General features: G+C 55.2%; 17 protein-coding genes. 13 read left to right on the top strand and 4 right to left on the bottom strand.

Annotated elements, in window-relative coordinates:
• Positions 1–66: 66 nt before the first annotated feature.
• The 6 genes from ACKWMY_RS12265 (at position 67) to ppnP (ending at position 5,136) form a co-directional block, all read left to right on the top strand.
• A complete protein-coding gene (locus ACKWMY_RS12265; RefSeq protein ID WP_409486360.1) occupies positions 67–456 on the top strand; it encodes a nuclear transport factor 2 family protein in 390 nt (129 codons plus the stop codon).
• 58 nt (positions 457–514) lie between these two features.
• Positions 515–709 carry a YaiA family protein gene (locus ACKWMY_RS12260; RefSeq protein ID WP_021180227.1) on the top strand — a complete coding sequence of 65 codons (195 nt, stop codon included), beginning with the start codon at positions 515–517 and terminating at the stop codon, positions 707–709.
• Between the two features lie 406 nt (positions 710–1,115).
• On the top strand, positions 1,116–1,889 hold the full coding sequence (locus ACKWMY_RS12255; RefSeq protein ID WP_024528674.1) for an IclR family transcriptional regulator: 774 nt from the start codon (positions 1,116–1,118) through the stop codon (positions 1,887–1,889).
• Between the two features lie 213 nt (positions 1,890–2,102).
• Positions 2,103–3,671 (top strand): OPT/YSL family transporter, encoded by a 1,569-nt coding sequence (locus tag ACKWMY_RS12250; RefSeq protein ID WP_021805522.1) that lies wholly within the window; start codon positions 2,103–2,105, stop codon positions 3,669–3,671.
• Between the two features lie 60 nt (positions 3,672–3,731).
• A complete protein-coding gene (locus ACKWMY_RS12245; RefSeq protein WP_409486359.1) occupies positions 3,732–4,661 on the top strand; it encodes a DUF1177 domain-containing protein in 930 nt (309 codons plus the stop codon).
• 184 nt (positions 4,662–4,845) lie between these two features.
• Positions 4,846–5,136: a pyrimidine/purine nucleoside phosphorylase gene (gene ppnP, locus ACKWMY_RS12240; RefSeq protein WP_021180225.1), complete on the top strand. Its 291-nt coding sequence runs from the start codon at positions 4,846–4,848 to the stop codon at positions 5,134–5,136.
• A gap of 76 nt (positions 5,137–5,212) precedes the next feature.
• Here ppnP and rdgC read toward each other — a convergent pair whose 3' ends face one another.
• Positions 5,213–6,124, bottom strand: a complete 912-nt coding sequence (gene rdgC, locus ACKWMY_RS12235; protein ID WP_024528672.1) for a recombination-associated protein RdgC — start codon at positions 6,122–6,124, stop codon at positions 5,213–5,215.
• Positions 6,125–6,364: 240 nt separating this feature from the next.
• Here rdgC and mak point away from each other — a divergent pair, with 240 nt between their 5' ends.
• Entirely contained in the window at positions 6,365–7,273 is a 909-nt protein-coding gene (mak, locus tag ACKWMY_RS12230; protein WP_409486358.1) for a fructokinase, read from the top strand.
• A 47-nt stretch (positions 7,274–7,320) separates the two neighbouring features.
• Here the strand turns inward: mak and licT are convergent, their stop codons facing one another.
• The 3 genes from licT to sbcD form a co-directional block, all read right to left on the bottom strand.
• A complete protein-coding gene (licT, locus tag ACKWMY_RS12225; protein ID WP_024528670.1) occupies positions 7,321–8,178 on the bottom strand; it encodes a BglG family transcription antiterminator LicT in 858 nt (285 codons plus the stop codon).
• Between the two features lie 206 nt (positions 8,179–8,384).
• A complete protein-coding gene (gene sbcC, locus ACKWMY_RS12220) occupies positions 8,385–11,636 on the bottom strand; it encodes an exonuclease subunit SbcC (protein ID WP_409486357.1) in 3,252 nt (1,083 codons plus the stop codon).
• A complete protein-coding gene (gene sbcD / locus ACKWMY_RS12215) occupies positions 11,633–12,862 on the bottom strand; it encodes an exonuclease subunit SbcD (RefSeq protein ID WP_024528668.1) in 1,230 nt (409 codons plus the stop codon). Before sbcD ends, sbcC begins: the two co-directional genes overlap by 4 nt.
• 202 nt (positions 12,863–13,064) lie before the next feature.
• On the opposite strand from sbcD, the gene phoB reads away from it, so the two are divergent.
• From phoB to proY, 6 genes are all read left to right on the top strand, one after another.
• Complete coding sequence (gene phoB / locus ACKWMY_RS12210; protein ID WP_021180214.1) at positions 13,065–13,754, top strand: phosphate response regulator transcription factor PhoB; 690 nt, start codon at positions 13,065–13,067, stop codon at positions 13,752–13,754.
• 24 nt (positions 13,755–13,778) lie between these two features.
• Complete coding sequence (gene phoR / locus ACKWMY_RS12205; protein WP_024528666.1) at positions 13,779–15,095, top strand: phosphate regulon sensor histidine kinase PhoR; 1,317 nt, start codon at positions 13,779–13,781, stop codon at positions 15,093–15,095.
• 13 nt (positions 15,096–15,108) lie between these two features.
• The gene (locus tag ACKWMY_RS12200) at positions 15,109–16,047 is read left to right on the top strand and encodes a PstS family phosphate ABC transporter substrate-binding protein (RefSeq protein ID WP_211136008.1); all 939 of its coding nucleotides are present in this window, start codon (positions 15,109–15,111) and stop codon (positions 16,045–16,047) included.
• A gap of 188 nt (positions 16,048–16,235) precedes the next feature.
• Positions 16,236–17,339, top strand: coding sequence for a cobalamin-independent methionine synthase II family protein (locus tag ACKWMY_RS12195; protein ID WP_409486356.1), 1,104 nt, complete (start codon positions 16,236–16,238; stop codon positions 17,337–17,339).
• A gap of 498 nt (positions 17,340–17,837) precedes the next feature.
• On the top strand, positions 17,838–19,157 hold the full coding sequence (brnQ, locus tag ACKWMY_RS12190; RefSeq protein ID WP_161713468.1) for a branched-chain amino acid transport system II carrier protein: 1,320 nt from the start codon (positions 17,838–17,840) through the stop codon (positions 19,155–19,157).
• Positions 19,158–19,230: 73 nt separating this feature from the next.
• Entirely contained in the window at positions 19,231–20,628 is a 1,398-nt protein-coding gene (gene proY, locus ACKWMY_RS12185; protein WP_024528662.1) for a proline-specific permease ProY, read from the top strand.
• Positions 20,629–20,655: the final 27 nt, after the last annotated feature.

Here is a 20,655-nt window from a genome sequence, read left to right as displayed (position 1 = left end):
ACGGTTATTATGCCATTACTGATTGGCTTTATGCTCTTCGGACGCTATCACACCGGAGAGAACAGCATGATTCACCAAACTCTTGTCCTTACGGCTTTACAGCAAATTGTAGCTAATCCTGAACACCAGCCCGAGCTGATTGCCAATCTGTTCAGCCGCCACTATCACCAGACGGTGGATGGTCATACGCTAGATTACCCGCAGTTTATCCAGCATATGGCCTTGCTTAAACAGATCACCTGCAGCATGCAGCTTCAGATCCTCGCCATCGCCGCCGCCGGGGAAAATGTCTTCACCCATCATTGGGTGAATGTTGAGAAACGTGATGGCAGCCAGAGCCAGATCAGGGTGTTAGCCCATTTCACCGTGCGTGATGGCCAGATCCAATCCTGTGTTGAGTTGACACAGTTGCTGGCCGGTGAACACCAGGACCGGGATTTGGGGTCGCGCCGATAACTGGCATTTCAGTGTGGTTGTCTATACTTAACAACAGGTCATCACATTGGAGAGCACTATGCCGAGTAAACCTCCCTACCCGAGAACGGCGCGTATCAAGGCCGTAGACAAGGGCGAAGTGGGCAAGCAGGTTCGTTGGTATGAGCTACGGGCCGATCACCCGAAACCCGATACGCTGATCAGCGAGCACGAAACCGAGCGGGAAGCGTTAGACGCCAAGCGGCGTTACGAGGATGAAAGCCTGGGTGAATAGCCTGTGGAGTAACAACAAGTGGCCGGTATAAACCGGCTTCATTTTTTCAACTGCGTTGTGCTATCCCTGATCGGTTTTTCCCCGCATTTGGTTCCATCTCCATCATTCTGTCCGAGACTTCTCTCGCCATGTATATCTTGCGCCATCTTTTAATAGCGGTATCAACCGCGCTGACGACTTAGCGAATATTGGTAGCTTATGCTGATATTGACGCTGAAAGACGGACATATGCCAATTATCTCGGAAAATGACTTTGCTATCTGTGCAGTATTCTCAATGTTAAAGCATCATTCGCTGTAATTTCGCTGTGTGATAAAAATAAACTGCTTGACGATAAGTGGAATGGGTTTTAGGTTTCTAAATATTGATTGGGAACTAGGTTCCATATAGTGGAACAAGGCGAGCCATGACTACCTTGGAAAATGCTGCTGCGGTATTAAAACTATTTTCTCAACGGCAGATAACGCATGGCCAAGGGGGGATTTCTTTTACTGATGTCGTCGAAAGGTTGAGGCTGCCAAAAAGTACCGTATCGCGCCTGCTACAAACGATGGAAAGCCAGGGGCTGTTAGAGCGGGACCCGCAAAGCCGTCAGTACCATATTGGCTATCTGCTGCTTGGGGTAGCTAGCCATTATCTTTCCACTCCGTTGGTGGAAAGTGCCACGGCGGCGATGATGCAGCTTAATCAGTTAACCTTCTGTACCGGCTATATATCGGTGTTGGAGGGGCGGGAAAATTGGGTGATGCGTACGCTGCCTGGCCGCCATTTTTTGCAGGTGGTGACACCGGTGGGGGCCAGTTCGCCAGCGGCAGAAACTTCTGTAGGGCGCGCGATACTTGCGCGCGAGAGTGATGAGCAGGTGCGTGAGCGTTTTGCTGCTGGCTACCAGGTTGCTTCGGCAAACTCTCCAAAAACGCTGGAGGCGTTGCTGCAAAAGTTGGCAACCATCAGGCAGCAGGGCTGGTCATTGGCCCGTAACGAAACGCTGCCTGGTATCAGTTCATTGGCAACCTCGGTGATGAATAAACACCGCAGTGAGACGGTGGGGTTATGTCTCTCATTCCCCTCACAGACCGAGGACCAGCCTTATCCTCCTCAGGTGCTTGAGGCATTAATGACGGTTTCCCGGCAACTGGCGGAAAAACTTGGTGATGATTATTGGCAGCAGATCAAATAGCTCACCGTAAACTGGCTTTATTAGCGCGCCAATACCAGGGCATTTCGCTGATGAGTTAATAGCAGAGACAGTCTTTCTGCCATTAATGCGGCCAAGGTAGGCACTAAATAATCTATTTCACTGTATAGAGTTTCGAATAATGGAACTCTATCGGCAATCTATGTCGGAAATATTATTTTTGCCATTTAGCAGGGATATTCATAGGGTGGATTTATGAAACCAGATATAACGAGTAATCCATTGAAAGATATCGGTACGCTACTGGTGATGGTGCTGCTATCCGTCGTCGGGGCGATAATTGGCGTACAGTTGATCACCACCTTGGGTGTGACGCCTAATACTTCGATTATCGGTGCGCTGATCGCCATGCTGCTGGCCCGGATCCCGCTGCGCATGTTCCAACGCTATCGTTCTATACACACTCAGAATCTGGCCCAAACGGTAATATCCTCAGCCACTTTCGGGGCGGCCAATAGCCTGCTGATGCCGATTGCCGTGCCTTATGTCATGGGGCAACCGCAATTGATCCTGCCGATGTTTTGCGGCGTAGCGGCGGCGATGCTGCTGGATGCTTACCTGCTGTACCGGATGTTTGACACTAAAGTGTTCCCGGCGGCGAATGCCTGGCCCCCGGGAGTCGCGGCGGCGGAGGCTATCAAGGCTGGAGACCGTGGTGGTAAACAGGCCTGGTTGCTGGTTGTCGGCGTTGTTGTGGGGATTGCAGGCTCGATGTTGAAGATCCCCATGGCGGCCTTCGGTACTGCATTTATTGGCAATATCTGGGCGCTGAGCATGTTCGGTGTTGGCCTGTTGCTGCGTGCTTATGGCCAGCCGCTGACCGGTGTCGACATCAATGCGCACTATATTCCGCATGGCGTGATGGTCGGTGCCGGGCTGGTGGCATTGATCCAGGTGGTGCAGGTGATCCGCAACAAAAATCAAAGTTCGACATCGACCTATACCCAACCTGACAGTGAAGTACGCAAAGCCTTGGGTCTGGGGGCTGTCGGATATGTCGTGATTGCCGGGATGCTGGCTTTGGGGGGCGGGCTATACAGCGAAATGTCGCTGACCATGCTGGTGCTGTTTGTCATCTATGCCGCGTTTGCTGCCTTTGTACATGAATTGATCGTCGGCATTGCGGCGATGCATTCCGGCTGGTTTCCGGCGTTTGCGGTGGCGCTGATCACGCTGATCGTTGGGATCATGCTTGGTTTCCCTCCTCTGGCGCTGTGCATTCTCACCGGCTTTACCGCAGCGACCGGGCCGGCGTTTGCCGATATGGGCTTTGATCTGAAAGCCGGTTTTATCCTGCGGGGTTACGGTAAGGATTTACAGCAGGAACTGCTGGGGCGGCGTATTCAGCTGATTGCCGCCATGATTGCTTTTGTGATCGCCATTCCCGTGGTTTATCTCTCTTACACCAGCTATTTCCTGCAGGAGTTGATCCCACCGGTGGCCCGGGTATACGCCAAAACCATTGAGGCAGGAGCCCAGCCCGGTATTGCGTCCAGCCTGCTGATTTGGGCCATACCAGGCGCGATAGTGCAGTTTATTGGGGGGCCTAAACGCCAGCTCGGTGTGCTACTTGCGACAGGTTTGCTGATTAATAACGCCTTGGCAGGATGGGCGGTGCTTGCCGGTATCGCGCTGCGCATTCTGATCATCAAACGCTGGGGGGATAAAGGCCGCGCGCCGATGGAGATCATGGCTGCCGGGTTTATTGCCGGTGATGCGCTATACAACTTCTTCAACTCGATCTTTTCCAGCAAGGGAAAATAACGCCGTGCCTGCAATTGCGGGAGGCATAAACCTATCAGGCAACATTTGCGAGGGATTAACATGAGTTTGCAACAAACGCTGCAGGTCTTTGAGCTGATTGATAATGCCTATGTCAAAGGGCAGGACGTGGTCGATCTGTTTGCCCACTACCCGTCGGTCAAGGCCAGCACTCATCGTGTCAGCGGTGAGAAGGGTACCACGGATTTTGTCCGCATCGAGATCCCTGGCAGTGAAGGCAAGCAATCCGGTGGTGATGCGCCAACGTTGGGAATTATTGGCCGGTTGGGCGGCATTGGAGCTCGCCCCACGCGCATAGGATTGGTGTCAGACGGTGACGGGGCGATTGCGGCGATCGCCAGTGCGCTAAAGCTGGCAGAAATGCAGCGCAAAGGTGACGTTCTGCCTGGTGATGTGGTGATCACTACGCATATTTGCCCGAACGCACCCACTCGCCCACACGATCCGGTCGATTTTATGGATTCACCCATCGATGACGTCACGATGAATGATAACGAAGTGGTGCCGCAAGCCGATGCCATTTTGTCGATCGATACCACCAAGGGCAATCGCATTATCAACCACAAGGGCTATGCGCTGTCACCGACGGTGAAACAGGGCTACATCCTGCGGATGTCGGAAGACCTTTTGCGTATCATGGAAATGACCAGTGGCCGCCCGGCAGTGACCTTCCCGATCACCATGCAGGACATTACGCCCTATGGTAATGGTGTTCATCATCTCAACAGTATCCTGCAACCTTCAACCGCTACGGCAGCGCCAGTGGTCGGTGTGGCAATCTGTACTGAGTCGGTGGTGCCGGGCTGTGGCACCGGTGCCAGCCATGAAGTGGATATCGCGCTGGCGGTGAAATTTGCCGTGGAAGTGGCCAAAGAGTTTGGGCGCGGTACCTGCAGCTTCTACGATCCTGCTGAATATGACCGTCTGCTGGCGCTTTATGGCAGCCTGAGCCATTTTCAACAGCGGAAATAACCGTGATGCCTGTCAGATTGAATGAGCAATAGAACGCCGAACCTTGGTCACCGAACCCATTGTTTGATCCCGCTCATGTTTTGCCGTGCGTAACGATCGCATTTCGCATCAAAAACCAGTGACAGACCCGGTTTCATCCCCCAATATGGAGATCCCTCAAAGATGATTACGCAGGTGCCAGTCTATGCTGAAAGTGAACGAGTATTTTGCCGGGAAAGTGAAGTCTATCGGTTACGATAGTAGCAGCATCGGTCGTACCAGCGTCGGGGTGATGGAAGAGGGTGAGTACACCTTCGGTACCGCACAGCCGGAAGAGATGACGGTGATCACCGGGGCATTGAAAGTGCTGTTACCGGGCGCACCAGATTGGCAGGTGTTTACGCCAGGCGAGAAGTTCTTTGTGCCTGCGCAGAGTGAATTCAACGTTCAGGTTGCCGATGCGACGGCCTACCTGTGTCGTTATCTGAGTAAGTAATCAGTACAGTTTGGCCGGGGATGAAGATTTTCCCCGGCACTCCTCAGAGGGCGCAACTTGTTGCGCCCCTTCTGTTTTAGCGCTGTGCTTCGCCACCCAAGGCTTCGATGGTGTTGCTGATCAAGGCCGCCAGTTCGCTGGTCATCAGGATGAAGTCGGCATCGAAACGCTGGGCAAAATCTTCACGATCGATATCATCGTTCTGATCGCGCAGCGTATCGGCAAACTTCAGGCGCTTGAGTGAGCCGTCGTCGGCCAGCACCAGTTGAATGCGTTCCTGCCAATCTACCGCCAGCTTGGTCACCAGCTTGCCAGCTTCGATATGCACGGCAATCTCATCGCTGATCAGGTTCTGCTTCTTACAGCGGATCACTCCGCCTTCTTCCAGAATGGCCTTCAGTTCGGCCTCATCCTGAATGATAAAACCGGCTGGCAGTTCGCCGGAGCGGACCCATTCGGTCAGCGTCAGCTCGATCGGGCTTTCCATGGTCAAAGGTACCACCGGCAGAGAGCCCAGGCTCTTACGCAGCAGCGCCAGCATATCTTCGGCGCGTTTGGCGCTGGCGGCATCGACCATAATCAGGCCGTTAACGGTATCGATCCACATATAGGTCTGGTTGAAGCGGCTGAAGGCGCGTGGCAGCAGGCTGTGCAGCACTTCATCTTTCAGGGAGTCTTTCTCGGTTTTTTTCAGCTTGCGGTGCTGCTCGCCTTCCAGTTTTTCGATCTTGGCCTGTAGCTCTTGTTTCAGTACCGGAGAGGGCAGGATCTTCTCTTCTTTACGGGCGCAAATCATGATCTGGCCGTTAACCGCGTGCGTCAGTGCGTCGCTGTGAGAACCCATCGGGGAAACCCAGCCGGTTTTCGCCATGTCCTGGCTGCCACACGGGGTGAAGGCAAAGGCGCTGAGCTGTTTTTCCATTTCATCCGCAGTTAGCGCAACGTCGCGGCTCAAACGGTAAACCATCAAATTCTTAAACCACAGCATAATGTTATCCCAGGCTGGGCGTGCATTTGGCACGCAGATTCATCAAAAGCAGGGCGGCATAATAACGAATTGACGCTGAAAAATCGCCTCATTCCCGCTGATTTGCGTCCGCTGCCGCGTTTCACACAGCCAGATAGGGAAATTGCCATTGGTGTCACATTCGGTGAGCGTGGCGTGAGCCGGGCTATGCGCTACACTGGGCGGCAAGTTTGTTGTCGTGCTGAATTGGGGAGAGAAATTGTGCGTATTGGTATCGATCTGGGTGGCACCAAAATTGAAGTAATTGCGTTAGCCAACGACGGCGCGGAGCTGTTCCGCCATCGTATTGCCACGCCTCGTCACGATTATCAACTGACGCTTGAGGCTATCTGCGGGCTGGTGACGCTGGCGGAGGCAAAAACCGGCCAGAAAGGCTCGGTGGGCGTGGGGATCCCTGGGACGCTGTCACCCTTTACCGGCCTGGTAAAAAATGCCAACTCCACCTGGCTGAATGGTCAACCGCTGGATAAAGATCTTTCCGCTATGTTGCAACGTGAAGTGCGGCTGGCTAACGATGCCAACTGCCTGGCGGTATCAGAAGCCACCGATGGGGCCGCCGCCGGAAAACCAACCGTATTTGCGGTAATTATTGGTACCGGATGTGGGGCTGGGGTAGCGATTAATGGCCAGGTACATGCCGGGGGCAACGGTATTTCCGGCGAGTGGGGCCACAATCCGCTGCCGTGGCTGGATGAAGACGAGCTGCGTTTTCGCGCCGAGGTGCCCTGTTACTGTGGCAAGCAAGGCTGTATAGAAACCTTTATCTCCGGTACCGGTTTCGCTACCGATTATGCGCGGCTGAGTGGTCAGGCGCTGAAAGGTCACGAGATTATGGCGCTGGTGGCACAACAGGATGCGGTGGCAGAGTTGGCTATTCAGCGTTACGAAATGCGGCTGGCAAAGTCACTGGCTCACGTGATCAATCTCTTTGACCCGGATGTGATCGCCCTGGGCGGCGGCATGAGCAACGTGGAGCGGCTGTATCAAACGGTGCCGTCACTGGTGAAACCCTGGGTATTTGGCGGCGAGTGCGAAACGCCAATCCGTAAGGCGATACACGGTGATTCCAGCGGTGTACGCGGTGCTGCCTGGCTCTGGCCACAGGTCTAACAAACCTTCGTAGGGCGCACATGCTGCGCCCGTTGTGAACCCCAGTCTCAGTCCTTCGGCGTGTAATCTTTCTCGCTTTCGCTGCGTACCCGCTCGATATGGATGGTCAGAAACAGCATCTCTTCGCTGGTCAGTTGATGCTGGTAACTCTTCTCGATGTGCTGGTTGATCTTGCCAGCACAGGCGAATGACTCGCGGTATTTCTCCTTCACTACCTGATACAGCGAATCGTCCTCGCTGTTGACGTAATTCTTGCCTAGCAGGCGCTGGGCAAAGAATTTCAGGTGGGTGACAAAACGATGGTAGCTGAGGGTTTCCTCGTTGTAGTCAAAACGGAAATGATATTTGACGATATTGAGGATCTCCTGCATCACGCGGGTGATATGCAGGGTGTTGTGCATTTCATCATTGAGCTGCGCGTTGACCAGGTGCAGGGCGATAAACCCAGCTTCGTCTTCCGGCAACGTAGTTTCCAGGCGCTGGGCGATGATGGTTAACGCCTCAAGCCCGATGGCAAACTCGTTTGGATAGAGTTTCTTGATCTCCCACAGCAGCGCGTTCTTGATATCCAGCCCTTGCGCGTGGCGTTGCAGCGCAAAATGGATATGGTCGGTCAGCGTGATGTAGACAATGTTATGCAGTTTCCCCGGCAGCCGCTCGCGGGCGAGGGTGATGATCTTGTCTGCGGTGGTCACACATGCCAGCGGGATCTCCGCCAGCAGTTCTTTGTAGCGTTCGCTCATTTCGCCACTGTTGAGGGTGAACACCTTTTCAATCAGGCTGTCATCCACACTTTCCCCGGCTTTCTTTTGAAAGCCAATGCCACGCCCCATAACCACCGTTTCTTCCTGATGGTCATTCAGCGTAATCACTACGTTATTATTGAGTATTTTAGCGATTTTCATGGCTATTCCCGGCCCGCTGAAAACGAAAAAACCCGACGTCCAGGAGCGATCCCGGAGGTCAGGTTTTGCCTGTATGCACAGTGACAATCCTGTAATCATTATCATGATAACCGTTGTCGGCTCTGGCTCAATGCTTTTCAGCCTGTACTGTCGCCGCGATCACACTTCTGGTCGTAGTTACCTCTTGACGTAAACCTCAGTCGCGGTCATTCGATGCGAAACTGCGCGTCCAGTCGGCTGACTCCCAGCCCATTGACCTTTTTCACCTTAATCTGCACCGGGATACGCTCCTTCATCGCCTCCACGTGGCTGATCACGCCGATGGTTTTGCCAGTGGCGTTAAGGCTGTCCAAGGCGTCTAGCGCGGTATCCAGCGTCTCGGCGTCCAGCGTGCCGAAGCCCTCGTCCAGGAACAGCGAATCGATGCTGGTCTTGTGGCTGACCAGATCGGACAAGGCCAGCGCTAGCGCCAGACTCACCAGGAAGCTTTCACCGCCGGAAAGGGTACGGGTGTCGCGCAGGGCATCGGCCTGCCAGGTATCAACCACCTGTAGCTCCAGCGCATCACTGGTTTTGCGCTGCAACAGATAGCGCCCGTGCAGGCGGCCAAGCTGGTTGTTGGCCAGATACACCAGGTGATCCAGGGTCAGGCCCTGAGCGAACTTGCGGAACTTGTCGCCCTCCTTGGAGCCGATAAGCTGGTTGAGCAGGCTCCAGTCGTCATACTGCTGTTGGCTTTGGGCGATCTGTTCGAACAGGGACTGTTGATTGAGGCGGCGCTCGGCATCGCTGCTCAGTTGGTTGCGCACCTCGCCTTGGCGCAGCTGTAGTGTTTTCAGCCGCTCTGCCAGTTCGCCGAGCGCGGTGGTGAGTTGCTCAACATTAACCTGGGTTTCATCCAGTTCCGCAGGGCGATCCAGCCGGTGCTGTTCCAGAGCTTGTACGGCCTGCGCCAACAGCGTTGTGGCCCGCACCTGGCGCTCCTGCAACTGCTCTTTGTGCTGCTGTAAGCGCTGGCGTACGTCGTCATCCAGTAGCGCGGCGTTGAATGCGGCCTCATCGTCGAAGGTACTGCTAGCCAAGGCCTGCTGCCACTGTTGCTCGGCCTGTTGTCCCCGTTCGGCTTGCTGTTGCTGTTGTTGCTGCAAACCGACCCACTGGCCAGCCAGGCGATCGCGCTGCTCCTGGGCTTTGTGCAATAGCTCAGTAGCCTGCTGCAAGGCGTGCTCTGCGGCGATTTGTGCCGTGCGTAACTGCTCACGGGCTTCAGCCACCGTTCGCTCACCAAACAGCGCGATGCGTTCGTTACGCTGTGCCAGCAGCTGAGTTTCATTCGTCAGGCACTGCTGTTGCCACTGTGCCAATTGGCGTTGAGTTTCCTGCTGATTTTTCTGCAGCAGCTCAAAGCGCTCATTCAGCCGCGCCGTTTCCTGTTGCGAACTTTGCTGTTCGGTTTGCAGGGCATTCAGAGCATCCTTCGCAAGCTGTACGGCCTTGGCGAGCCGTTCGTGCTGCAACAGCAGTTGCTGACCGGCCTGTTCCTCACTATCGCAAGCCTCCAGCCAGGCGGTTAACCGGGCGCTGTCTTGCAGCGTAAAGTCGAAGGCCAAGGGGGCGCTGAGGGTCTGCCAGCTTTGCAGATGGCTTTCCTGCTGCTCAAGTTCCTGGTTCAACTGCGTTTGCAGGCGTTGCTGCTGCTCTTTCAGGCTTTCACTGCGTGCGCGCAGCTCTGTTCCTTTAGTGTGCAGCTCTTCGGTTTGGGTGCGTAATTGAGCGACGCGCTGTTCCGTTTCTGACGGTTTGACGGCCTGATATTGCTCGATCGCCGGATGCTGCATGGAGCCGCACAGCGGGCAGGGGGCATCGGTTTGCAGACGCGCCCGTTCGGCTTCCAGACTGACGATGCGCTTTTCCAGTTCGAGCGTTTTCTCAACGTCTGTCAGATGCGCTTTTTGCTGTTTATACTGCTGGCGCACCGCATCGAGCTGGGTTTCTACTTCGGTCAGCTGTTTTTGGCGCGTAGTGAATTCGAGCCGCTGCTGCTCAAGGCGCTGTTGGTTCTGCTGGAACAGTAAGGCCAGTTTGGACAACTGTTGACGAACCGGGCGCAAGCCACTCAGTTCGGCCTGGCGGTGACGCAGTTTCTCCTGTGGGGATTGCGCCTCTAACGTGGCTTGCTGCTGGAGTTGGCTATCCAGCGCCGCCGTGAGTTCAAGCTGCCTGGCCTGATATTGACCCGCCAGGGTAGCCAGTTGGCCGCGTCTTTCGGTGAGTTGTTCCAGCGTGCGCCGCAGCTCTTCGCTCTGCCGCTGGCTCTCCGCATGCTGTTTACGCGCTTCTGCCAGTTGGTTTTGTGACTGAGCAATCTGATGATCGAGCGGCAACACCTTGTCATCTATCAGCGCTTGCTGCTGTTGCTGATGTTCCGCCTGGGCTTGTCTGGCCTTTTGCGACTGCTCCAACTGCTGCTGTAACGGGATTAGTTCGGCCAATTGCCGCTCTTGCTGCTGAGCCAACTGTTCGATCTGTTGCTGCAACGCCAAACTATCCCGCTGACAACGATTACGCTCATTGAGCAACGGGCGCAGTTTCTCGGCAGGCTCACTGCGAGCTAACTGTTGCAACTGCGGTTCGGACAGTTGGAACTCTTGTTGCACACCAGCCAGCTGTTGCTGATAATCCTGAGTCTGTTGCTGGATGGTTTGCCAGCGTTGTAGCCAGCTCAACTGATGCTGTTGCTGCTGTGATTGTTGGTTAAGAAGCTGCTCTTCAGCCCCCAGTTCCCCTAGCTGGTTTTCCAGCACTTGGCGCTGCTCATCATTGAGCAGTTCAATCCCGCTGGCGCGATGATGTAAAGCGTCCAGATCGCTTTTCGCCTGTTTGTGCTGTTCGAAGACCTGTGCCGATAGCCGCCCATAAATCTCGGTGCCGGTCAATTCTTCCAGCAGTTCGGCACGCTCGTTGGCCTTGGCGTTCAGGAAGGCGGCGAACTGGCCCTGCGACAGCATCATCGATTTGGTGAAGCGGCCAAAATCCAGCCCGGTGATTGCGGCAATCAGCTCTTTTTTATCGGAAATTTTATCCGCCAGGATTTTGCCGTCTGCCCGCAGGGCCAGCTCCACCTTGGGGGCCTGCAGGTTGCCGTCCGGATCGTTTTTCGCCCGGCGTTGGCTCCAGAAGGCGCGATAGCCGACGCCTTTGACCTCAAACTCCACTTCGGCCAGCGATTCGGCGGTGTGGCGGGTCATCAATTCGTTCTGGCTGGCGCTGACTTCCAGGCGCGGCGTCTGGTGATAAAGTGCCAGGCAGATGGCATCCAGCAGGGTGGTTTTACCTGCTCCTGTGGGGCCGGTGATGGCAAACAGGCCGTTGCTGGCGAAGGGTTCCGCCGTGAAGTCGATTTTCCACTCGCCCTGTAGCGAGTTGAGGTTTTTCAGCCTTAGGCTCAGGATCTTCATGCCGATGGCTCCTCATGCTGATGCAAGGTTTCCACCACCTGCTGGAACATCTGCCGCATCTGCTGTTGGCGCGGTTCGGCCATCTCGGCTTCCAACGCCAACCGGCGCTCGAAGACTTCGCCGACGCTTAACTCATTCAAGGTTTCTTTATCCTGCTGGGCAATGGTCTGGCTACGTTGCTCTTTACTGCGCCGCAGCAGCACCACTTCAACCGGTAAATCTTCCGCCAGCTGTTGGATGCGGCGCTGAATATCGCTGAGGTAATCCTGAGTGGCTACTTCGATATCCAACCAAACCGGGAGCTCGCCCTGATAATCGGCAAACTGCTGTAATTGAGCCTCTATTTGCTGCAAATCACCTTTGATCAGCTGCATGGGCTGGAAGATGGGGATCTCCAATGGTGTGATCTGTTGCAGCGCACCGTCGGCAAAATCGACCAGAAACACGCTTTTGGCTTTGCCTAACTCGTCAAAACTCAGTGGGATTGGCGAGCCGCTGTAGCGGATATGCTCGGATCTGGCGACGTTCTGCGCGCGATGGATATGTCCCAGCGCAATGTAATCGGCAGGGGGGAACGCCTGGGCCGGAAAGGCGTCTAGCGTGCCGATATAGATATCCCGTACTGAATCCGAGGTGGTGACGCCCACGGTGGTCAAATGGCCTGTGGCGACGATCGGCAGTGGCAAACCCAACGCATCGCGGCGCGTACAGGCCGCCTGATACAGGTTTTGGTAATGTTCGGCGATGGCTTCTTGCAGAGCTTGCTGCTTTTGGTTGCCAGACTCACCGGCGCGGCTGGTGAGCAGATCCCGTGGGCGCAGGAACGGAATGGCGCAAAGTACCGCACCTGGTTGGCCATCAAGCTGATTGAGCACCACGATTTGCTGCTCAAGCTCGCTTTGCGCGTTGGCAATCACGGTGGTATTCAGGCAGGAAAGCAGCTCACGTGATTCGTTCAGCGTGGCCACGGAGTCGTGGTTGCCGCCCAGCACCACCAGTTGGCAGCCGGTACGTTGCAGCTCCACCACAAAGCGGTTGTACAGTTCACGGGCATAGCTTGGCGGGGAGCCGGTATCGAATAAATCGCCTGCGACGATCAGCGCATCCACCCGCTGCTGTTCCACCTGTTCGATCAGCCAACCTAAGAAGGCCTGATGCTCGGCGGCGCGGCTTTTGGTGAAAAAGTACTGGCCCAAATGCCAGTCGGAGGTATGGATCAGGCGCATAGGTCTTCCATCGCTAACAGGAGGATAAGGGCATAAACGGGCCTTATCGTAACTCAAGCATGATGATATTTCTTTAACGTCAGAAATAATCGCTATGCTTACTGCGATCGACCGGGCTTTTTTTTCATAAAAGTGTCACAAAACTGACGCATAATGGCGACCGCAATCAACTGAGATCGCTAACACATTGGCAGGATTGACGATGGCAAGACGCATACTGGTGGTGGAAGACGAAGCGCCGATCCGTGAGATGGTGTGCTTTGTGTTGGAACAGAATGGTTACCAACCGTTGGAAGCCGAGGATTATGACAGTGCCGTTACGCGCCTGTCTGAGCCGTTCCCTGATTTGGTGTTACTGGACTGGATGTTACCGGGTGGTTCCGGCATTCAGTTTATCAAGCATATGAAGCGCGAGGCGATGACCCGGGATATCCCGGTGATGATGCTGACCGCGCGCGGTGAAGAAGAGGATCGGGTACGTGGCCTGGAGGTTGGTGCGGATGATTACATCACCAAACCGTTCTCACCCAAGGAGCTGGTGGCACGTATCAAGGCGGTGATGCGCCGTATTTCACCAATGGCAGTAGAAGAAGTGATTGAAATGCAGGGGTTAAGCCTGGATCCTTCCTCGCACCGGGTGATGGCCAATGAGCAGGCGCTGGAGATGGGGCCGACCGAGTTCAAACTGCTGCACTTCTTTATGACTCATCCGGAGCGTGTTTATAGCCGCGAACAGTTGCTTAATCACGTCTGGGGCACTAACGTTTATGTGGAAGACCGCACCGTTGATGTGCATATCCGCCGGCTGCGTAAGGCGCTGGAGACCAGTGGTCATGACAAGATGGTTCAAACCGTTCGCGGCACCGGTTATCGGTTCTCAACGCGCTACTGATCGCACAGCGCTGGAGAGGTTACCGTGCTAGAACGTTTATCGTGGAAGAGGCTGGCGCTGGAGCTGGCCCTTTTTTGCCTGCCTGCCTTATTGCTGGGGCTGATTTTCGGTTATCTGCCCTGGCTGCTATTGGTTTCGGTGCTGGCCGCGCTGGCCTGGAACTTTTATAACCAACTCAAACTTTCCCACTGGCTGTGGGTAGACCGCAGCATGACGCCGCCGCCGGGCCGCTGGAGCTGGGAACCGCTGTTCTATGGCCTGTACCAGATGCAGCAGCGTAATCGCCGCCGCCGCCGTGAGCTGGCGCTGTTGATCAAACGCTTTCGCAGTGGGGCCGAATCCTTACCGGATGCGGTAGTGATGACCACCGTTGAGGGCAATATCTTCTGGTGCAACGGCCTGGCCCAGCATCTGCTGGGCTTTCGCTGGCCGGAAGATAACGGCCAACACATCCTTAACCTGCTGCGCTATCCGGAATTCAGCCATTATCTGCAACAGCAAGAATTTACCCGGCCGCTGACGCTACAGCTGAATAACGAGCACTTTGTCGAATTCCGTATCATGCCCTATTCCGAAGGCCAACTGCTGATGGTGGCCCGAGATGTGACCCAGATGCGACAGCTGGAAGGGGCCAGACGCAACTTCTTCGCCAACGTCAGCCATGAGTTGCGTACGCCGCTAACGGTGTTGCAGGGCTACCTGGAGATGATGAGCGATGAAGAGCTGGATGGTTCGCTGCGTGGCAAAGCCTTGGGCACCATGCAAGAGCAGACCAAACGCATGGATGGCCTGGTGAAGCAGTTGCTTACGCTCTCCAGGATCGAGGCTGCACCAAACGTGGATATGAACGAGAAGGTGGATATTCCGTTAATGCTGCGGGTATTGCAGCGTGAGGCGCAGTCGCTCAGCGGTGGTAATCACCAGATCAATTTCCGGGTGAACGAAAATCTGCAGGTGTTCGGTAACGAGGATCAACTGCGTAGTGCGGTTTCCAATCTGGTGTACAACGCCGTCAACCATACTCCGGTGGGCACCAATATCGAAGTGAGTTGGCAGCAGACGCCGCAGGGGGCTCAGTTCCAGGTCAGTGATAACGGGCCGGGCATTGGTGCCGAACATATTCCACGCCTGACCGAGCGTTTCTATCGCGTGGATAAAGCGCGTTCGCGCCAGACCGGCGGCAGTGGGCTCGGGTTGGCCATCGTGAAGCATGCGCTCAGCCATCATGATTCACGGCTGGAGATCCTCAGCGAGCCAGGCATTGGCACCCGTTTTATCTTTACCTTGCCTAACCGGTTGATTGTTCCCGCGGCTTTAGCAGAGAATGCGGTGAAAAATTAACAGGTAGCCCGCCATGAATCGATTTACCCAAGCTTTGCTGCTTTGCCTACTGTTGTTGGTTGGCCGCGGGGCCGTGGCTGCTCCGGATGGCATGCTTTCCGGCAACCTGTCCAGCGTGGGCTCCGATACCCTTGCCAACCTGATGGCGCTGTGGGGGCAGGATTTCAGCCGACACTATCCCAACGTGAACCTGCAACTGCAGGCTGCCGGTTCCTCGACGGCACCCACCGCATTGGCGGCAGGAGCGGCGCAGCTTGGGCCAATGAGCCGGCCAATGAAGGCGGCGGAAGTGTCGGCGTTTGAGCACCGCTATGGCTATGCGCCGCTGGCGGTGCCGGTCGCGGTTGATGCGCTGGTGGTGCTGGTGCATCAGGACAATCCGCTACGTGGCTTGAACCTGCAACAGCTGGATCAAATCTTTTCCGCTACCCGCCGCTGCGGGGAAAACACGCCGATTAACCGCTGGGGAGAGCTGGGGCTGCAGGGCAGCTGGCAGCAACGTGCCTTGCAACGCTTTGGCCGCAATTCCGCCTCGGGTACCTATGGGTATTTCAAACTGCGCGCGTTATGCGGTGGTGATTTTATGGCGAGAGTGAATGAACTGCCGGGGTCGGCCTCGGTGGTGCAGGCGGTGGCCGGATCGTTAAACGGCATTGGCTATGCCAGCATCGGTTTTCGTGCCAGCGGGGTGCGGTTGTTGCCTCTGGCAGAAACGGGTGACCGTTATATTGAACCTAGCGAAACCAACGTGCGTAACGGCAGCTATCCGTTGGCGCGCTACCTGTATATCTATATCAACAAAGCTCCCAACCAGCCGCTGGAACCCCTGACGGCGGCATTCCTCGACCGTGTACTGTCTGCGCAGGGGCAGGATCTGGTTAATCACGACGGTTATTTGCCGCTGCCGCCAGCTACGCTGCGCAAAACCCGCACGCTTCTGGGGCTGGATTAGTCCGGCCAACTTGAATTTAATTCAACACCAATGAAAATTTCTCCATTGCCGAGTAACCGGTGACATGAAAGGATGCACTCAAGCGGTGTAGACGTCTGGATGTCTATTTGTAACCCAGCGTAATAATTCAACTTGTCAATGATTGGAACTGATGGCGGCTAGCCCTCAGTGCATCATCGGAGCAGAACATGTCCAAAGCCAGCCATGCCTTTCACGCCGACGTTGTCGGTAGCCTGTTGCGCCCTGCGGCGCTGAAAACGGCCCGTCAGCAGTTTCAGAATGGTGAGATCGACGCGGCCCAGCTGCGCGCAGTAGAAAACGAGCAAATCCGCCATATTGTCGGCAAACAGCAAGAGATCGGCTTACAGGTCGTGACCGATGGCGAGTTTCGCCGCGCATGGTGGCACTTCGACTTCCTTGAGGGGCTTGATGGTGTAGAAGGCTACGACGTGGAGCAGGGCATTCAGTTTAACGGAGTGCAAACCAAGGCCCGCAGCATCAAGGTGACCGGCAAACTGGGCTTTAGCAACCATCCGATGCTGGAGGATTTCCGTTTCCTGAAAAGCGTAGCCGGTGATGCGGTACCGAAGATGACCATCCCGAGCCCGAGCGTGCTGCATTTCCGCGGTGGCCGTAAGGCGATCGACCCGCTGGTGTACCCGGATCTGGATAGCTACTTTGACGATCTGGCACAAACCTACCGCGATGCGATCAAAGCCTTTTACGACGCTGGCTGCCGCTACCTGCAGCTCGACGATACCGTCTGGGCCTATCTGTGCTCCGACGATCAGAAGCGCCAGATCCGTGAGCGGGGTGAAGATCCTGAGCAATTGGCCCGTACCGATGCCCAGGTGTTGAATAAAGCCATCGCCGGTAAACCGGAAGACTTGACCATTGGTCTGCACGTTTGCCGTGGTAACTTCCGTTCCACCTGGATCTCGGAAGGTGGCTATGAGCCAGTGGCGGAAATCCTGTTTGGCCAGGTCAATATTGATGCCTTCTTCCTGGAATATGATAACGAACGATCTGGCGGTTTTGAGCCACTGCGTTTTATCAGGCCGGGCAAGCAGCAGGTGGTGCTAGGGTTGATCACCACCAAGACTGGTGAGCTGGAAGATCCGGCGGTGGTGCAACAACGCATCAAGGAAGCAACGCAGTTCGTCGATATTAAACAGCTCTGCCTGAGCACGCAGTGTGGCTTTGCCTCTACCGAAGAGGGCAACAGTCTGAGTGAGCAGCAGCAGTGGGATAAGCTACGTAGCGTGGTCAATATCGCAGCGTCGGTCTGGTAAGCGCCAGTAAAATGAGCACATGACACGCGTATGGTGTCTGGTTATTGGTGTTTTCACGCACAATGTAACCATTTGTTTCACATTTCGTGAGTGATGTGCTCAAAAATAATACAAATCATGTAGTGCATATTTATTGATAACCCCTATGTTCGACTGGATGAGAGATATTATCTGGACGATCACTCTGCTTTCCGTCCTGCGTATTGCCTTTTGGCACTATAAACGTTTAACTTGACCCCCATTGCCGGACTAAACCTCCATTTTCCTCAGCATTCTGCGTTGATTGCGACCTGGAATTCAGCAGGGGAAAAAACGTCTAAAAATCTGCTCGTCATCATGAGTATTCGCCTTTATCAAGGTCAGACGCTGCTATTGCGCGCTGTCTGTTGCCTATGGGTATCACGATGAGAGAGCAGGCCGGCAACCGAACCGAAGTGGGGCACTTTTGCCACCATGCTTATCGGCAATTTTTTATTTCAACAGGCAGCACAACAGATTATGAGTCATCGTTTAGCGTCAAAAGATATTCTGGCTTTGGGTTTTATGACCTTTGCCTTATTCGTCGGAGCCGGGAACATCATCTTCCCGCCGATGGTGGGTTTGCAGTCTGGCGAACACGTCTGGACTGCGGCGATTGGTTTCCTGATCACCGCTGTAGGTCTACCGGTGCTGACCGTGATTGCCCTGGCTCGCGTTGGCGGCGGCGTTGATGCACTAAGCTCACCGATTGGCCGTAGCGCCGGTCTGCTGCTGGCAACGGTGTGTTACCTGGCCGTTGGCCCGCTGTTTGCCACCCCGCGCACCGCGACCGTTTCCTTTGAAGTTGGTATTGCGCCGTTGACCGGTGACGGTGCCATGCCGTTGTTCATCTATAGCCTGGTCTATTTTGCGCTGGTGATTGGCATCTCGCTCTATCCGGGCCGCCTGCTTGATACCGTTGGCCATATTCTGGCACCGTTGAAGATCGTAGCGTTGGCCGTGCTGGGTATTGCCGCAGTGATGTGGCCTGCTGGGACGCCGATCCCGGCGGTAGATGCCTACCAAACCGTGCCGTTCTCTTCCGGCTTTGTTAACGGCTATCTGACGATGGATACGCTGGGCGCCATGGTGTTCGGTATCGTGATCGTTAACGCCGCACGTTCTCGTGGGGTGAAGGACGCTGGTCTGTTGACTCGTTATACCATCTTGGCCGGTTTGATCGCCGGTGTGGGTCTGACGCTGGTCTACCTGAGCCTGTTCAAGCTGGGCTCCGGCAGCGGCGTGTTGACGCCGGATGCGACTAATGGCGCGGTAGTGCTGCATGCCTACGTGCAAAATACCTTCGGCGGCCTGGGCAGCTTCTTCCTGGCGGCGCTGATCTTCATCGCCTGTATGGTGACCGCGGTGGGCCTGACCTGTGCCTGTGCGGAGTTCTTCGAGCAATACCTGCCGTTCTCTTACAAAACGCTGGTATTCATTCTCGGCCTGTTCTCGATGGTGGTGTCCAACCTCGGCCTGAGCCACCTGATCCAGATTTCGATCCCGGTGCTGACTGCGATCTATCCGCCTTGCATCGTGCTGGTGCTGCTGAGTTTCACCCTGCGTTGGTGGAGCAGTGCATCACGTATTGTTGCGCCGGTGATGTTAGTCAGCCTGTTGTTTGGTATCCTTGATGCGGTGAAAGCGTCCAACTTCCAGCATTTGATGCCAGAATGGACCAATCACCTGCCGCTGGCGGCGCAGGGGCTGGCATGGTTGCCACCTTCGCTGCTGATGCTGGTACTGGTCGCGATTTATGATCGGGTTTTTGCACGCAGCCAAGTGACTGCTCACCCTTAAACCTACGGTCTGAATTTTAGGCCACGGACTTGTCCGTGGCTTTTTTACGTTTAAATAAAGACGGGTCATTTTCATGCAACAACAGTCACCCACCGCAGCTCCAGCCAATAAGCTCAAGCGCGGCCTCAGCACGCGCCACATTCGTTTTATGGCCCTAGGTTCGGCCATTGGTACCGGTCTGTTTTACGGCTCCGCAGAGGCCATCAGAATGGCTGGCCCCAGCGTCCTGTTGGCTTACCTGATCGGCGGTATCATTGCCTTTATCATCATGCGCGCACTGGGCGAAATGTCGGTGAATAACCCGCAGGCCAGCTCGTTCTCGCGCTATGCCCAGGATTATCTTGGGCCGATGGCAGGTTACATTACCGGTTGGACCTATTGCTTTGAAATCCTGATTGTTGCCATTGCCGACGTGACGGCCTTCGGCATCTACATGGGCGTCTGGTTCCCGGAAGTGCCGCATTGGATCTGGGTGTTGAGCGTGGTGCTGATTATCGGTGCCATCAACCTGATGAGCGTGAAGGTGTTCGGTGAACTGGAGTTCTGGTTCTCGTTCTTCAAGGTGGCGACCATTATCATCATGATCGTCGCCGGTATCGGCATCATCGTCTGGGGCATCGGCAACGGGGGGCAACCGACCGGGATACACAACCTGTGGGTTAACGGCGGCTTCTTCAGCAACGGATTTATTGGCATGATCCTGTCGCTACAGCTGGTGATGTTTGCCTACGGTGGGATTGAAATTATCGGTATTACTGCCGGTGAAGCCAAAGATCCTAAAGTGTCGATCCCCAAGGCCATCAACTCGGTACCTTGGCGTATCCTGGTGTTCTACGTCGGGACGCTGTTCGTCATCATGTCTATCTATCCGTGGAACCAGGTGGGGACCAACGGTAGCCCGTTTGTGCTGACCTTCCAGCATATGGGGATCACCATTGCGGCAGGTATCCTTAACTTCGTGGTGATCACCGCCTCACTGTCGGCGATTAACAGCGACGTGTTCGGCGTTGGCCGTATGATGCATGGCTTGGCGGAGCAGGGGCATGCCCCGCAGGTGTTCAGCAAAATCTCCAAACGTGGTATTCCGTGGGTGACTGTAGTGGTGATGATGGCGGCCATGCTGATCGCCGTGTATCTCAACTACATCATGCCGGAAAGCGTGTTCCTGGTGATTGCTTCACTGGCGACCTTTGCCACCGTGTGGGTGTGGATCATGATCCTGTTCTCTCAGATCGCTTTCCGCCGCAGCTTGAGCAAGGATCAGGTCAGCAAGCTGGCGTTTCCACTGCGCGGTGGGGTATTCACTTCAGTGGTTGCCATCATCTTCCTGGTGTTTATCATCGGCCTGATCGGTTACTTCCCAACGACGCGTATTTCCCTGTATGCCGGGCTGGTGTGGGTCGCAGTGCTGTTACTGGGCTACTACATCAAGGTGAACCGCCAGAAAAAGCGAGCCGTATTGACACAGTAAGATTGTCCCTCACCCCAACCCTCTCCC

The sequence above is a fragment of the Serratia sp. J2 genome (assembly GCF_046269175.1).
GTDB classification, from domain to species: Bacteria; Pseudomonadota; Gammaproteobacteria; order Enterobacterales; family Enterobacteriaceae; genus Chania; species Chania fonticola_C.
This window is presented reverse-complemented; position numbering and strand designations above follow the sequence as displayed.

What these genes read in the sequence shown, in the direction of transcription:
- rdgC (WP_024528672.1), bottom strand. Translation starts at nt 6,124, where the DNA reads ATGCTGTGGTTTAAGAATTTGATGGTTTACCGTTTGAGCCGCGACGTT.
- licT (WP_024528670.1), bottom strand. Translation starts at nt 8,178, where the DNA reads ATGAAAATCGCTAAAATACTCAATAATAACGTAGTGATTACGCTGAAT.
- ACKWMY_RS12265 (WP_409486360.1), top strand. Translation starts at nt 67, where the DNA reads ATGATTCACCAAACTCTTGTCCTTACGGCTTTACAGCAAATTGTAGCT.
- sbcD (WP_024528668.1), bottom strand. Translation starts at nt 12,862, where the DNA reads ATGCGCCTGATCCATACCTCCGACTGGCATTTGGGCCAGTACTTTTTC.
- ACKWMY_RS12195 (WP_409486356.1), top strand. Translation starts at nt 16,236, where the DNA reads ATGTCCAAAGCCAGCCATGCCTTTCACGCCGACGTTGTCGGTAGCCTG.
- proY (WP_024528662.1), top strand. Translation starts at nt 19,231, where the DNA reads ATGCAACAACAGTCACCCACCGCAGCTCCAGCCAATAAGCTCAAGCGC.
- sbcC (WP_409486357.1), bottom strand. Translation starts at nt 11,636, where the DNA reads ATGAAGATCCTGAGCCTAAGGCTGAAAAACCTCAACTCGCTACAGGGC.
- ACKWMY_RS12260 (WP_021180227.1), top strand. Translation starts at nt 515, where the DNA reads ATGCCGAGTAAACCTCCCTACCCGAGAACGGCGCGTATCAAGGCCGTA.
- ACKWMY_RS12245 (WP_409486359.1), top strand. Translation starts at nt 3,732, where the DNA reads ATGAGTTTGCAACAAACGCTGCAGGTCTTTGAGCTGATTGATAATGCC.
- ACKWMY_RS12250 (WP_021805522.1), top strand. Translation starts at nt 2,103, where the DNA reads ATGAAACCAGATATAACGAGTAATCCATTGAAAGATATCGGTACGCTA.
- ACKWMY_RS12200 (WP_211136008.1), top strand. Translation starts at nt 15,109, where the DNA reads ATGAATCGATTTACCCAAGCTTTGCTGCTTTGCCTACTGTTGTTGGTT.
- brnQ (WP_161713468.1), top strand. Translation starts at nt 17,838, where the DNA reads ATGAGTCATCGTTTAGCGTCAAAAGATATTCTGGCTTTGGGTTTTATG.
- ACKWMY_RS12255 (WP_024528674.1), top strand. Translation starts at nt 1,116, where the DNA reads ATGACTACCTTGGAAAATGCTGCTGCGGTATTAAAACTATTTTCTCAA.
- ppnP (WP_021180225.1), top strand. Translation starts at nt 4,846, where the DNA reads ATGCTGAAAGTGAACGAGTATTTTGCCGGGAAAGTGAAGTCTATCGGT.
- phoB (WP_021180214.1), top strand. Translation starts at nt 13,065, where the DNA reads ATGGCAAGACGCATACTGGTGGTGGAAGACGAAGCGCCGATCCGTGAG.